Source organism: Flintibacter sp. P01028 (assembly GCF_041925235.1).
GTDB lineage: Bacteria > Bacillota > Clostridia > Oscillospirales > Oscillospiraceae > Lawsonibacter > Lawsonibacter aceti.
The window spans coordinates 549,986-564,107 of sequence record NZ_JBHEVC010000001.1; the positions used below are offsets into that span (position 1 = coordinate 549,986).

The 14,122-nt window shown below is 56.3% G+C and carries 10 protein-coding genes and 1 other RNA gene; 6 read left to right on the forward strand and 5 right to left on the reverse strand.

All coding sequences use genetic code 11. The features are described 5' to 3' along the window. Nucleotides 1-4: 4 nt before the first annotated feature. Both ACEVJK_RS02670 and ACEVJK_RS02675 read left to right on the forward strand, forming a co-directional pair. Entirely contained in the window at nt 5-2,650 is a 2,646-nt protein-coding gene (locus tag ACEVJK_RS02670) for a DUF4118 domain-containing protein (RefSeq protein WP_374739910.1), read from the forward strand. Continuing rightward, nucleotides 2,643-3,344: a response regulator gene (locus ACEVJK_RS02675; RefSeq protein ID WP_147570868.1), complete on the forward strand. Its 702-nt coding sequence runs from the start codon at nt 2,643-2,645 to the stop codon at nt 3,342-3,344. The genes ACEVJK_RS02670 and ACEVJK_RS02675 overlap by 8 nt, the downstream gene beginning before the upstream one ends. A gap of 311 nt (nt 3,345-3,655) precedes the next feature. Here ACEVJK_RS02675 and ACEVJK_RS02680 read toward each other — a convergent pair whose 3' ends face one another. The 5 genes from ACEVJK_RS02680 to ACEVJK_RS02700 all read right to left on the reverse strand — a co-directional run bounded on the left by ACEVJK_RS02680 (nt 3,656) and on the right by ACEVJK_RS02700 (nt 10,529). Next, a complete protein-coding gene (locus ACEVJK_RS02680) occupies nt 3,656-4,426 on the reverse strand; it encodes a hypothetical protein (RefSeq protein ID WP_147570869.1) in 771 nt (256 codons plus the stop codon). A gap of 195 nt (nt 4,427-4,621) precedes the next feature. After that, nucleotides 4,622-5,848 (reverse strand): aspartate kinase, encoded by a 1,227-nt coding sequence (locus ACEVJK_RS02685; protein ID WP_240286929.1) that lies wholly within the window; start codon nt 5,846-5,848, stop codon nt 4,622-4,624. A 123-nt stretch (nt 5,849-5,971) separates the two neighbouring features. Then, nucleotides 5,972-7,183, reverse strand: coding sequence for a homoserine dehydrogenase (locus tag ACEVJK_RS02690; protein ID WP_374739911.1), 1,212 nt, complete (start codon nt 7,181-7,183; stop codon nt 5,972-5,974). A gap of 34 nt (nt 7,184-7,217) precedes the next feature. Continuing rightward, nucleotides 7,218-7,658 (reverse strand): ACT domain-containing protein, encoded by a 441-nt coding sequence (locus ACEVJK_RS02695; RefSeq protein ID WP_147570872.1) that lies wholly within the window; start codon nt 7,656-7,658, stop codon nt 7,218-7,220. Between the two features lie 210 nt (nt 7,659-7,868). Continuing rightward, complete coding sequence (locus ACEVJK_RS02700) at nt 7,869-10,529, reverse strand: transglycosylase domain-containing protein (RefSeq protein ID WP_374739912.1); 2,661 nt, start codon at nt 10,527-10,529, stop codon at nt 7,869-7,871. A 312-nt stretch (nt 10,530-10,841) separates the two neighbouring features. On the opposite strand from ACEVJK_RS02700, the gene ACEVJK_RS02705 reads away from it, so the two are divergent. The 4 genes from ACEVJK_RS02705 (at nt 10,842) to ACEVJK_RS02720 (ending at nt 14,049) form a co-directional block, all read left to right on the forward strand. Further along, the gene (locus ACEVJK_RS02705) at nt 10,842-11,156 is read left to right on the forward strand and encodes a DUF1292 domain-containing protein (protein ID WP_240286927.1); all 315 of its coding nucleotides are present in this window, start codon (nt 10,842-10,844) and stop codon (nt 11,154-11,156) included. 4 nt (nt 11,157-11,160) lie between these two features. Then, nucleotides 11,161-11,359, forward strand: a non-coding RNA gene (gene ssrS / locus ACEVJK_RS02710) — 6S RNA. A 215-nt stretch (nt 11,360-11,574) separates the two neighbouring features. After that, nucleotides 11,575-13,095, forward strand: coding sequence for a peptidylprolyl isomerase (locus tag ACEVJK_RS02715; protein WP_262669346.1), 1,521 nt, complete (start codon nt 11,575-11,577; stop codon nt 13,093-13,095). Between the two features lie 72 nt (nt 13,096-13,167). After that, on the forward strand, nt 13,168-14,049 hold the full coding sequence (locus ACEVJK_RS02720) for a DNA/RNA non-specific endonuclease (RefSeq protein ID WP_374739913.1): 882 nt from the start codon (nt 13,168-13,170) through the stop codon (nt 14,047-14,049). Nucleotides 14,050-14,122: the final 73 nt, after the last annotated feature.

Genomic DNA, 14,122 nt, shown 5'->3' on the forward strand with positions numbered 1-14,122 from the left:
TTGTATGGAGCAACAAACTGCAGTAAGGATAGAAAAGGGCCGAGGCGCTCTGACGATTTTTGCAAGCTACTTCTCAGGCACTGGGAAGACCTTTCGAATGTTGGAGGCCGCAACACAAGTCCATCGGGCGGGCGGTGATGTGGTTATCGGGTTGCTCTCCTGTAGCCAGTGGCCCCAGACACAGGCTATGGCGGAGCCATTTGAGTCTATGCCCCAGCGGGTAGTTACAGCGGGCGATGACGTAATCTATGAGATCGACCTGGATGCTTGTCTGAAGCGAAGACCACAGATTCTTCTGATTGATGATCTATCCCATGTGAATGCCGAAGGCTCTCGCCACAAGAACCGCTATCGGGACATTGAAGAGTTGTTGAAAGCCGGCATCGATGTCTACACCACCGTGGATATTCAGCATATCGAGAGTATCCAGGAAACGGTTTTTGAAATCTTTGGGGCACCGGAGAGTGAGCGGATTCCAGACTGCGTATTTGACCAGGCGTCGCATGTGGAATTCATAGATATGGAACCGGAGCAGCTGCAGAATCGTTTGAAACAGGGGTGCGGCGCCCGAATACCATCAGCCGGCTGCACCTTATCCCAACTGAACGCTCTCCGGGAGCTTGGACTGCGCCGGTGTGCAGACCGTTCGGCCCTCTATGCCTCGACCCAGCCCGCCCAAAGTCAGGCGCTATACCGTATGCAGGAGCACATTCTGGTGTGCCTCTCTTCTGCGCCATCCAATGCGCAGGTCATCCGCACCGCGGCCCGTATGGCGGGCGCATTCCGGTGCGGCTTTACTGCCCTGTTCGTAGAAACCAGCAAGTTTCAGTGGATGCCGCAGTCGGATCGGGAGCGTCTGCGCGATAATCTGAAACTGGCGCAGAAGCTGGGAGCATCCATTGAAACAGTATACGGTGATGATATTGCCTACCAGATTGCGGAGTATTCTAGACTGTCCGGCATTACAAAGATCGTATTGGGCCGCGATATGATACCACATCGGTACATTTTTCGAAAAGCGTCGCTCACAGAACAGTTGATCGAACTTGCTCCGGATTTTGACATCCACATCATCCCGGATAACAGAAGATCAAACAGATTCACTTCCCGCTATCGGGAGGTTCTGCATACTCCCTCAGTTTCTCTGATCGATTTGGCGAAAAGCATACTGATTTTGGCGCTGGCCACCATCATCGGGTCCCTGTTTCACTGCCTGGGACTGAATGAAACTAACATTATTACAGTCTATATTTTGGGAGTTATGCTGACCTCGGTATTTACCAAAAACTCCGTATACAGTCTCATTAACTCGATCGCGGGTGTGTTGGCCTTCAACTTTTTTTTCACGGAGCCAAGGTTTTCCCTAAATGTACACAGCAACGACTATCCGGTCACGTTTGTCGTGATGTTTGTGGTTTCGTTTCTTACTAGCTCCCTGGCTGCCAAGCTCAAATCCCTGGCCAAGCACTCTGCGCAGATGGCTTGGCGGACAAAGATTTTGCTTGAAACCAGCCAAGATTTGCAAAAAGCGGGAAGCCAAACGGAGATTCTTTCTATCATTGCGGATCAGCTGCTGAAGATTTTGCAGCGGGATATCGTCGTCTACTGTGTAAAGGATGAGAAGCTCCAGGAGCCGGAGATTCTTTTGGCAGAGGAGTCTGACCTCAAAGCGCAGTACACCACGGACCAGGAAAAACAGGTGGCCCAGTGGGTCTTGACCAATAACAAGCGGGCCGGTGCTGGTACAGAAACTTTTTCCGATGCTCGATGCACTTACCTGTCGGTACGGGCCGGTGAGCATATATATGGAGTCGTAGGGGTTGCGGCAGCGGGCAAGGGGTTGGAGACCTCCGAAAACAGCATTCTCCTCTCTGTATTGGAGGAGTGCGCCCTGGCAATGGAAAATCAGCGGCATCTGGAGGAAAAGGAGGCCGCCGCGGTCTTGGCTAAAAACGAACAGCTCAGGGCCAATTTGCTGCGCTCCATCTCCCATGACCTGCGTACTCCGCTCACCTCCATTTCTGGGAACGCCAGCAATCTTCTCTCCAACGGAGATATGTTTGATGCTAAGACCAGACAGCAGATGTATACAGATATCTATGACGACTCAATATGGCTGATTAATTTAGTGGAAAATCTGTTATCTGTCAGCCGGCTGGATGGGGGCAGGATGAACCTGCATATTTCCACCGAGCTGGTAGATGATGTGGTGTCTGAGGCCCTGCGGCACATCAACCGTAAAAGTGTGGACTACCATCTGCACACGCAGGGTGACGACTACTTGTTGGCTCAGATGGATGCCCGCCTGATTGTCCAGGTCGTGATTAATCTGGTGGATAACGCCATCAAATACACACCGCCCGGTTCAGACATTGATATCAGCTGGAAACGGCAGGGGAAATATGTCCTGATCACTGTGGCCGACAATGGACCGGGAATCTCTGACGAAGCGAAACCTCATATTTTTGATATGTTTTACAGTGCATCCAACCAAATTGTGGACAGCCGCCGCAGTATGGGGTTAGGCTTGGCACTGTGCAAGTCAATTGTTAACGCCCATGGCGGTGAGATCACAGTTTCGGATCAGTTACCTCATGGGGCTATGTTTACATTTTCTATACCAGCCAGGGAGGTAGATCTGCATGAATAAACCATTGATTTTAGTAGTTGAGGACGATGTGGCAGTCCGAAACTTGATTACCACAACGCTGCGTGCCCATGATTATCGTTTCCTGACCGCGGCGAACGGAGAATCCGCAGTCTTGGAGGCCAGTTCCCATAACCCGGAGATTGTCCTGCTGGACTTGGGGCTACCGGATATGGACGGCGTCGAAGTGATCCGCCGCATCCGCTCTTGGTCGAATCTGCCCATTATTGTCCTCAGTGCCCGAAGTGAAGATACAGACAAGATCGGCGCACTGGACGCCGGCGCGGACGATTATTTGACCAAACCGTTCTCTGTTGAGGAGCTGCTGGCCCGTCTGCGTGTGACTCAGCGGCGCTTGGCCACTTTGCAGACCGGCATGCTGACTTCTGGCGCTGTTTTCACCAATGGGAAGTTGAAGGTGGACTATGCTGCCGGCTGTGCCTTTCTGGATGGCCAGGAACTGCACTTGACGCCCAGTGAGTACAAGCTGTTATGCCTGCTTTGCAAAAATCTGGGCAAGGTGCTGACTCACACCTTTATTACCCAACAGATTTGGGGACGAAGCTGGGAAAATGATGTGGCTTCTCTGCGCGTATTTATGGCGACTTTGCGCAAGAAGTTAGAAAAAGAACCGGGCTCTCCTCAATATATCCAAACTCACATTGGGGTAGGGTACCGTATGCTGAAAGTAGAATAATTTTGAGCGGAAGCAAGAACGACTGTACAGCAAAGTGTTTTATACTTTTCATTCCTCGCGGCCTTCATGTTTACTATCCAGAAACAGATGTAAATATGCAGAAAAGTTCTGCTTTATAGGTAAATGAAGCGCATTGTATGCAAGGCATACAATGCGCTTTTTTGAGGCAATCCGCCGATATAAATATTTACTTTTCACAGGTCTCCAAACAGTTCAAGTTTCACACAGGATGTTGGCGGTTCTTCCACTTAGGCAGTATGTACTGGACATAAAAAGTCCCAGCCGCTCTAAAAGGCCGGCCGGGACTTTTTTCACATCAGCTTGACTGTGTAGTAGACCAGCAGGGCAAACAGCCAAGCTACCATCAGAAAGATCAGGTAGTAGGCCACGAAGGAACCCAGCGCCATAGCTGCCGCCAGTGCCAGCAGACTGGCCAGGCAACTGACCAGCACCACAGGGTAAGAGGCGTTCTTGCTCAGGAACTGGAGCTCCCGCTCGCCATATTTGACCGTGCCTCCGCTCTTTTTCAGCCACAGCGCGGCTGCGGTCACTGCCAGGATACCCACAAAGACCAGGCCCGATTCCAGTGTCAATGCGCCTCCAAAGCGGACACACCACAGCCCCAGGATGGACAGCCCCACCGCCACGGCGGAGAGGAAAAACTCCTTCTGGTAGAGGTAGTACACTAGAGCCAGGCCGGCCCAAGCAGGAACCAGCAGGAACAGCATCCGCACCCCTGTTCCCTTGAATGCCAGAGTCACATGGGCACAGATGGCCAGAGCGCCAAAAGCAGCGGTCAGCACCACCGGAAGCACCAGTTTTTCACCTTTCCGGAAGCGCAGCACAGACCAGACCAGGCACAGTATGGCAGCCACAGCCCCGCCAATCCGCACCACCTTCAGCAGCGTATGGAGGGTAGTAGCCAGGTTCACGGAGGCCTCATCCACACGGAAGTTGATATAATATCGGTTGATGAGCAGCAGCAGGAACTCCAGGATGATGGCCGCTCCGACCCACAGCAGTCCCCGATTTAGGGCCATATCCTCCTGGTGACGGCGTGCTTCTCTCTGCTTTTTATCCATTTGCGTTCAATCTCCTTGCAACCGGGCACAGCATCCCGGAACAGTCTGACAAATTGTCTATGGTCCAGACAGATTATTATTGTACCAGATACGCTGTTTTTTTGCAACAGAAAAAAAGGAAAAAGAATCCTTAAGAATCTTTTACGAAAAATCAGGACACGGTTTCCCGTGCCCTGACGTGAGTGGCAGATGAGCTCAACCGTTGCTGCCAAATTCGCTGAAGAATCGGTCATGGACCGCCTGGACAGCACGCTCGGCGTCCCGCTCGTCCACCAGGACAGACACCTTGATCTCGCTGGTAGAAATCATGTTGATATTGATACCGGCGGAAAACAGGGCCTCAAACATCTTGCAGGCCACACCGGCGTTATTCGCCATACCCGCACCCACGACGGAGATCTTGGCGATCTGGTCATTGAGCTCCACCGACTTGCAGCCGATGACCTCCTTATTTTCCTCCATGACCTCACGGGCCCGCTGGCTGTCACCCCGTGCTACCGTGAAGCTGATATCCTTGCTACCGTCACGGCCGATAGACTGGAGAATGATGTCCACGTTGATATTCTCCTTGGCCAGCAGAGAAAAAATCTTAAAGGCGATGCCCGGCTGATCCGCCAGGCCCACCAGAGCGATCCGGGCTACATTCTTATCCTTGGCTACACCGCTAACATGGGTCTTTTCCATGGTTTTGACAACCTCCTTGACTTTTGTACCGGGATTTCCGCTGAAACTGGACAGCACTTCCAGATTGACGTTATACCGCTTGGCCATCTCCACCGAGCGGTTGTGGAGGACCTGGGCGCCCAAGCTGGCCAGCTCCAGCATCTCGTCAAAGGTGATCTCCTCCAGCTTTTTTGCCCCTGTAACACTGCGGGGATCGGCAGTATATACACCATCCACATCGGTGTAGATCTGGCACAGGTCCGCGTGGAGCGCGGCGGCCAGCGCCACCGCCGAGGTGTCAGAACCGCCCCGGCCCAGAGTGGTAATGTCGTCATACTTGTTAATGCCCTGGAAACCGGCGACCAGCACAATCTTTCTCTTATCCAGTTCTTTCTGGATGCGCTCGGTGCGCACTCGCTTGATTCGGGCGTTACTGTAAGACGAATCTGTGAGCATCCCTGCCTGCCAGCCCGTGAGAGAGATGGCCTGATAACCCATACTCTCAATGCACATGGCGCACAGGGAAATGGAGATCTGCTCTCCAGTGGACAGGAGCATATCCATCTCCCGCTTGGAAGCATGGGGATTGAGCTCCTTTGCTTTTTCGATCAGGTCGTCGGTGGTGTCCCCCTGGGCGGACAGGACCACCACAACATCGTTGCCTCGCTGATAGGTATCGGTGATGATACGGGCCACATTTCGGAGCTTATTAGCGTCAGCCACAGAGCTGCCGCCAAATTTCTGTACAATGAGTGACATTATGTGATTCCCCCTAAAGGTCAAGTGGTGATTTTATGATGAGGGCGGCTGACCGTCCCTCAAAAGCGGTGAAGGTGGCCGTCGGTTACCTTTGCAGCCAGAGCCTCCCCGCCATTCTATGCGTCAGTCCAGCACCCGGAACAGGGAGGCCACCTCCATCCCTCTCAGTTTGTCCAGCACCAACGGCCGGGGCATGGGAGCGGTAAGGAAGGCCACCTCAGAAGTAGGCGCGCCACTGCGGGCCAAAGGCTGTATCTCCCCACAGGCGAGTCTGGCCTGGTCCATGGTACCCTGGGCCCGGACGTACCATTTGGAGGTCAGGCCGTCGTCGGACACCACCAGGTCCGGAGACCCGGAGGCCCAGCCGTTATGCCGGGCCCGCTTCAGGTCCTTGGCAATATCAATGACATCGGCCACCACAGCGGAAGCGGTGGGCAGCTTACCCGCTCCCCGGCCATAGAACATCACATCACCGATGGCGTTGCCGGTGACGGCGATGGCGTTGAACACGTCCTCCACCCCGGCCAGAGGGGCTGTGTCCGCCACCAGATGGGGGGCCACAAAGGCGCACACCTTACCCTCAGGCTGGCGGATCGCCCTGCCCAGCAGCTTGATCTTATAGCCTTTGGAGTCGGCATAGGCCGCATCCCCTAGGGTGACGTGCCGTATCCCTTCCGTTGGCACCTGGTCTGGATACACGTGGTGTCCAAAGGCCAGCGCGGCCAGAATACAAATTTTCCGGCAGGTGTCATGCCCATCCACGTCGGCGGTGGGGTCCTTTTCGGCGTATCCTTTGTCCTGTGCCTCCTTCAGCGCCTGCTCAAAGGTGAGGCCCGCCTGTATCATTCGGGTCAGGATATAGTTCGTGGTGCCATTGAGGATGCCGACGACCTGGGTCAGCTCGTTGGCCGCCAGACAGGAAGTCAGGGGGCGGAGGATGGGGATACCGCCCCCTACGCTGGCCTCAAAGAGATAGCTCACTCCGTGCTCCTTGGCCAGCTGGAGCAGCTCATAGCCGTGGGTGGCCACCAGCTCCTTATTGGCGGTGACAACGCTCTTTCCCGCCTTTAAGGCCCGGGTGGTATAGTCCAGGGCCGCTCCGGTCCCCCCAATGGTTTCCACCACAATATCCACCTGGGGGTCCTGCTCGATGATCGAGAAGTCCTTGACGAATAAATCTTGATAGGGCCCGTCAAAGACCTCTCTGGCTCTCATAATATATTTCAGCCGGACCAGGTCATCCACCCGGCTGTCAATCAAGCCGCCGTTTCTGGTCAGCACCTCGGCCACACCGGAGCCTACTGTACCAAAGCCCAGAAGTGCTACATTAACCATAGTAATCCCACCTTGTTTGATTTGTTCCCAAAAGTCAGCCTGCCAGTATCTCGCATCGGATGACCCCCTCGCCGGCCGACAGGCTGTTCAGCACATCCTCCAGTGAGTCCTGGAGCGCGGAGGTCTCCGCGGTAATGGTGACCACAGCGCAGCCATTGACTGGGATGTTTTGATTGATAGTCAGGATGTTTACCCTGGTCCCCGCCAGCACGTTGAGGGCCCCTGACAGAATACCCGGTTCGTCCTTCAGCAGAATCTGGAAGGTGACGATGCGCCCATGGAGCATATCGTGGAAGGGCCGAACCGCGTCCTTATATTTGTAGAAGGCGCTGCGGCTGATGCCCACGGTCCGGGCCGCACCATTGACGGTGCTCTCCTCCCCTGTTTCCAGCAGCCGCTTGGCCTCTGCCACTTTTCGGAATATCTCCGGCATGGAGTCCGCCTCTACAATAAAATATTTTGCTGGTCCACTCATGTCCACACCTCTGTCTGTCCATCTGATACGGTCATCTGTTTCTGTGATGTGGTCTATTGTAACACACTCAGAGGCAGGATGCAACGAAAAACCCTATGGGGAAACGCTAAAATTCCCTCGACTATTCTCGGCCATCTCCGTCATTTTTGACAGAGTCCAGACAGACAGACGCCGCGGAGTGTCTCTCCGCGGCGTCTGAGCCGTTCCGATTCATGGCCACTGGTCTTGGGGGATATCCTGGGAGGGCGGAGGACTGTCGGAACCCGATCCGCTCCCTGATCCACTGGGGTCAGTCTGGTTCCCAGACCCCGGATCATTGGGGTCCACCGGCTGGCTTGGGTCCCATGGAAAGTTGGGATCACTGGGATCAGGCTGCACCACCGGGGCCTCGGTGTGGACAGTACAGGTCCCCTGGGCCTCCACCACGTCGAAGCGGTACATCTCATCCTGGGCTACGGCGGAGCCCACCTTCTCACGCTCGTAGTTGGGGTAGCAGACCTCCCGCAGGCTCTCCTCGGGGCAGTAGGGACCAGCGATGTGGTACAGGCCGGTCTCCGTGCCATCCTCGTTGAGGATTGGGCTGTCCACACACACCTTGACCACGCTCTCAGCGGTGTGGACGGTACAGGTCCGGCCATCGGGATAATCTTCCGGGAAAATATAATCGGTAGCCACCCGGCTGCCCCTTGGGTCCAGGGCGCAGTATTCACCAGCCAGCAGTCCGCTGTCCAGGCAGTAGGTGACCTGCTTCAGCCCGGAAACCTCAGGGAACTTCTTGTTCTCCAGCCCCTCGTGGACCTGGCTCATCACCTTTTTCCACAGCACGGCCGCCGGGTTGGCGCTTCCGGTCTTCATCTTCTCATTCTGCTCATAGCCGGTCCAGACGGCGGCGGTATAGTAGGGGGTATAGCCCACGAACCACCGGTCAAAGTTGTCGGAGGTGGTACCGGTCTTGCCGGCCGCCCGCATTCCGGACAGAGCCGCCTCACCGCCCGTGTGGCCGTCGCCGCCGGCCCCACTTCCGCTGATGACCCGCTGGAGCATGGTGTTCATATAATAGGCGGTGCTCTCCTTCAGCACCTGCTCCTTCTCTGGCTCATTCTCCAGCAGGACCACTTCCTCCCCGTCCACCAGCTGGGTCACCCGGGTATAGGTCCTGGAATAGGTGTAAACCCCGGCGCTGGGGAAGGTGGCGTAAGCCTGGGCCATCGTTCGGCTGGACACGCCGGCGGTCAGGCCGCCCATGGCCATGGGGGAGATATCGATATCGCTCATGATCTGGTCCCCAGACTGGACCGCGTCCACCAGATCCAGTTTGAACTTGTCCTTGCCGAAGGAAAAGCTCTCCTGAGGGGTAACATAGTCGGCCACCACCCGGACCGCGATAGTGTTGGCTGACCGCATCAGGCCGTCCTTCAGGGTGGTCAGGCCCCGGTAGCGGTTCCCGCCGGAGTTCAGGGGCCAGGCGGAGCCTGTTCTTGTGTCATAGGGATAGTCGTCCAGCACGGAGATTGGGGACAACTTACCCATCTCCAGCGCAGGGGCGTAGACCGTCAGAGGCTTGATGGAGGAGCCGGGCTGCCGCTTGGCGGCGTTGGCGTAGTTCATGCCCCGGTTCTCTGTCTTCTCCCCAAAGCGGCCCACAATAGCCGCCACGTCCCCGGTCTCATTGTCGATGATGGTGATGGAGGACTGCATCTGCTGGCCGCTCTTAGAGGTATAATTCAGATTGGCCCGGTCCTCATACACCGCCTCAGCAATGGCCTGAATCTCAGGGTCCATACAGGTGTAGATCCGCAGACCGCCGCGGGCCATGATCTGATCCAGCCGGGAGTCAGAAAAGCCATATTTTTCCTTCAGGTCCGCCCGAACATCGGAGATGACTGTCTCCTCGTACCAGTTGTAGATCTCGGTCTCCGCCTCCTCGCCCTCGGCCCGGACAAAGACCAGCTCCTGGGCCACGGCCTCGTCGTGCTCCTCCTGGGAGATCATGCCCTGCTTGAGCATCTCTCCCAAGATGACCTCCTGGCGGTACTTGTTCCACTGCCGGGCATCCCACACCTCACCGGTGCTGGTTTTAGACTTGGCGAAGGAATAGGGGCCGTACTTAGAGGGGTTGTTGGTGATGCCCACCAGGCTGGCGCACTCAGCCAGTGTCAGCTCGCTCACCGGCTTGCCAAAGTACTTCAGCGAGGCGGAGCCTACCCCCTCACAGCCTGCACCCAAGGGGATGATATTCAAATACATCTCCAGGGTGTCATCCTTGCTGTTGTTCTGGGTAAAGCGGATGGCACGGAATATCTCGGTGACCTTCCGCTTCACCGTAGTCTCGTTATAGTCTGTCATGTTTTTGATGAGTTGCTGGGTGATGGTAGAGCCGCCGGAGATGTCGTTGCCCAGGAACATATCCAGAACAGCTTTGGCCGTCCGCTTCCAGTCCACCCCCGGGTGGGTGTAAAACCGCTGATCCTCAATGGCTACAGCGGCCTGGGGCAGATATTTCGGCATCTCCTCCAGGTCCACCCAAACGGAGCTGGTACTACTGAGCAGGGTGGTCATCTCCACATACCGGCCCGTCTCTTTGTCCTGGTAGTACATGACGCTATTCTCACCCAGTTGGAAGTCGTCCATGCTCACCTCTACCTCGGGTAGAATGACCGTCTGGACATAGTAGGCACCAAAGCAGCACAGCACAGCGCCAGTGCACAGGCCTACCAGGAATAGGGTGCCCAGCACCTTTAGGATGGTTTTGCCCGTGCTCCCTCGCTTCTTTCTGGGCCGTCGGCGGGGATGCTGGTCGGCTGTCCGGCGCTGGCGGGAGGGGTATTCACTGTTTTCGTATAGAGAGTTATTGTTGTTTTGATCAGACACGTTGCTACCTCCAACCGGGGCGGGCTGTCCCCCGCGCTCCGATGGTCTTGGTGGATAACTACTGCTCAACACCGCGCTTCCCCAAAGGGCAAAAACGGCATGATACAGATACCATTATAGCATATTCTTTCCATTTGTCCACCCATAATCCCGGATAAGCCCTTTCCGGAGCACTCCCCATGGGACGGGCCGTTCTCGCTGTGTCCCGTCCCCAGCTTTTTACCCAGGCGAAATTTTACATCCTCCAGCCCTTGCATTTTTCCTCTCACCGGGTTAAAATAGAGAAGAAGAAAGAGCTGGAGGTAGCTTGCTATGAGTGAAGAGTTCGGCCCAGATTTCATCTCCGTCACCGACGAAGAGGGCAACGAGTTCGAACTGGAATTAGTCGATACCCTAGAGCACAATGGTGTCACTTACTATGCCATGTTCCCCGCCGTGGCAGAGGACGAGGAGACCGGAGAGCCAGTCGATGTGGATGCCGATGATGAGGAGTACGGGCTGGTCATCATGAAGGCCATCGTGGAAAATGGCGAGGAACTGTTGTCCACCCCAGACTCTGACGAGGAACTGGATACGGTCTATAACCTGTTTATGGAGCGTTTTTTTGAGGAAGAGGACGAGGAATAAGCGATCTTTCCTGCTCGGTGCGTGATGGGCTCTTTTAAACCCACATTTTTTAAACGGGATGCCCCCTCACACCGTGGGTCGCAGGCCTCCCGGTCCCCCTTTGAGGTGGATTGGAAGTTGGAAGCGGCAAAGCGGTGTGGAGGCGACCCACCTGCCATTCGTGCAGGTTTTAAACGGGCTCACACGGCCAGAGCGGGGTATATAGAACGCTTGGAACTGGGCCGCGGTCTTATGACCGCGGCCTCTTTTCGTCCTAAAAAACGTGAATAAAGTGTAAAACCCTTACTTTTCCCCGTCTGACACTTGAAAGGCAGGCCGCTTTCCTGTATAATAGTTCAGGTCGTCCCTGCCTTGCCAGGGGCGTGGGGCCGCCTCTGGGCCGGCTCCCATTGAACACAACGAGAGGACTGAAACAACTGTGAGTGCATCCAGAGAAAAGAAGACCCGCCAGGGTCAGACCAGCCAGGGGCCGGACGAGCGGGTCCAGGAGCGCCAGCGCAAACAGAAGGCTGACCGCCGCAGCTCCATCCTGTACGCTGTGGTCGGCGTCATCTGTGTGGCGGCTATCGCTGTGACCTTGGTCTTGAACAGCGGACTGATCCAGCGGTCCATGACCGCCGTCACCATCCAAGACACCAAGTATTCCGCGGCCGACCTGCAGTACTACTATAATGTCATGTATCAGAACACCCTGCAATACGCCATGTATGGCCTGCAGACCGGTTTTGATTATACCAAGGACCCCAAGGACCAGGTCTATGACCAGGAAACCGGCGACACTTGGTATGACCATCTGCTGGACGGGGCGGTGGACTATCTGACCACCATCACCGCCCTCTACGACAAGGCCGTGGCCGAGGGCTATGCCATAAGTGAGGACGGTCAGGCTGCCCTGGACGAGACGGTCACCACCCTGAACAACGCCTGGGTGGGGCAGTACAACACCCGCAACGAGATGATTCGCAGCAACTACGGGCCCTATATGACCTATGACCACCTGCTGGAGCTTCTGGAGCGGGAAGCCCTGGTGTCCGACTATGCCAGCACCAACAAAGCCGCCTACACCTATTCCCAGGCCGATTATGAGTCCTACTACCAGGAGAACAAGGACGCTCTGGACACCTTTACCACCAGCCAGCTGGCGCTCCGTGCCAGCGTCAACACCACGGACGAGAACGGCGACACCATTGAGATGACCGAGGAGGAGCAGGCCGCCGCTCTGGAGGAGGCTAAGGCCGAGGTCAAGGCCAAGGCCGAGGAGATCCTGGCTAAGATGGAGGCTGGCGAGGAGCCTGCTGATCTGGCTGCTCAGTACAGCGAGGACCTCTATTCCGACGCTGTTTCCCGCGTCCAAACCGGCTCCAGCGTCAACTCCTCTTATACCGATTGGGCCTTTGATAGTGCCCGCAAGGCCGGCGACGTGACTCTGGCCGAGTATGACGGCGGATCCAGCTATTACTATTATGTGGTCCGCTTTGAGGACCGCCAGCGCAACGATGGAGCTGCCGCTGACATCCGCAACATTCTGGTGACTGCCGACTCCGACGACGAGGCCAAGTCCTCTGCCGAGGACCTGTTGGCCCAGTGGCAGAGCGGCGACGCCACTGAGGACAGCTTCGCTGACCTGGCTGCTTCCAACAGCAAGGACCCTGTGTCCGCCACAGGAGGCGGCCTGATGACCAATCTGACCGCCCTCACTTCTGACGCGGTCTACACCAACTGGGCCTTGGATCCCGCTCGCCAGCCTGGTGACACCACCGTGATCCAGGATACGGAGGCGGAAGGCTATCAGATCCTCTATTTTGTGGCCCAGAAGGACCCTGTCTGGCAGCAGACCGCTGACAACAGCCTGCGCACTGAAGACCAGACCGCCTGGGAGGAGAGCGCGGCCGAGGGCTACGAGGCCGCTCTGGGCTTTGCCGCCAAGTTCGTCCAGTAAGCGGTTCCACCGAAGAGAAGGGCACAGACGGATGTCTGTGCCCTTTCTGTTATAGATAGAGAGGATATCACCATGATAACTGGTAAAACGCTTTCCCGATGGCTCACCGGCCTGCTCCTGCTGCTCTCCTTGGCCTCCTGCGGAGCGCCTGCCCCGGTCCTAACGGGCGACGGCTTCTCTCCCTCCGATATCCCGTCCTACTCCGGACAGGCCTATGCGGAGGTAAACGGCGGCCTTCCCTACTTCTCCCCCGATGATCTGACCACCGAGCCCTTTGAGAGATACAGCCCGTTGGACTCCCTGGGCCGCTGCGGCGCCGCCTGGGCCAATGTCTGCCTTGACATCATGCCAACAGAGGAGCGGGGAGAGATTGGGATGGTAAAGCCCTCCGGCTGGCACACGGTCCGTTATGACGACCTGGTGGATGGGAAGTATCTATACAACCGGTGCCATCTCATCGGCTTTCAGCTGGCCGGGGAAAACGCCAATGAGGAAAATCTGATTACCGGCACCCGCTATATGAATGTGGAGGGGATGCTCCCCTTTGAGGATATGGTGGACGACTATGTGGATGACACGGGCTGCCATGTGCTCTACCGGGTCACTCCCATCTTCCAGGGGGACAATCTGGTGGCTGACGGTGTCCTGATGGAGGCTTTCTCCGTAGAGGACGAGGGGGCAGGCCTCTCCTTCTGTGTCTTCTGCTACAACGTCCAGCCTGGAGTGACCATCGACTACGCCACCGGCGAGAGCTGGCGCTCCGAGGAGGATCCTCCTGCCCCCTCCCAGGGAGAGACAGGACGTTATGTCCTCAATACCAATTCCATTAAGTTCCATCTCCCGTCCTGCGGCAGTGTGAATCAGATAAGTCCCGGCAACTACCAGGAATATTCCGGCGGCCGGGAGGAGCTGATCCAGCGCGGCTACAGTCCCTGTGGCTCATGTAAGCCTTGACTCCACGGGGCTGTCCTATAAGTGAAAGAAGAGGTACGCCGTATGCGTACCTCTTCTTTTTAGACGGAAGGGC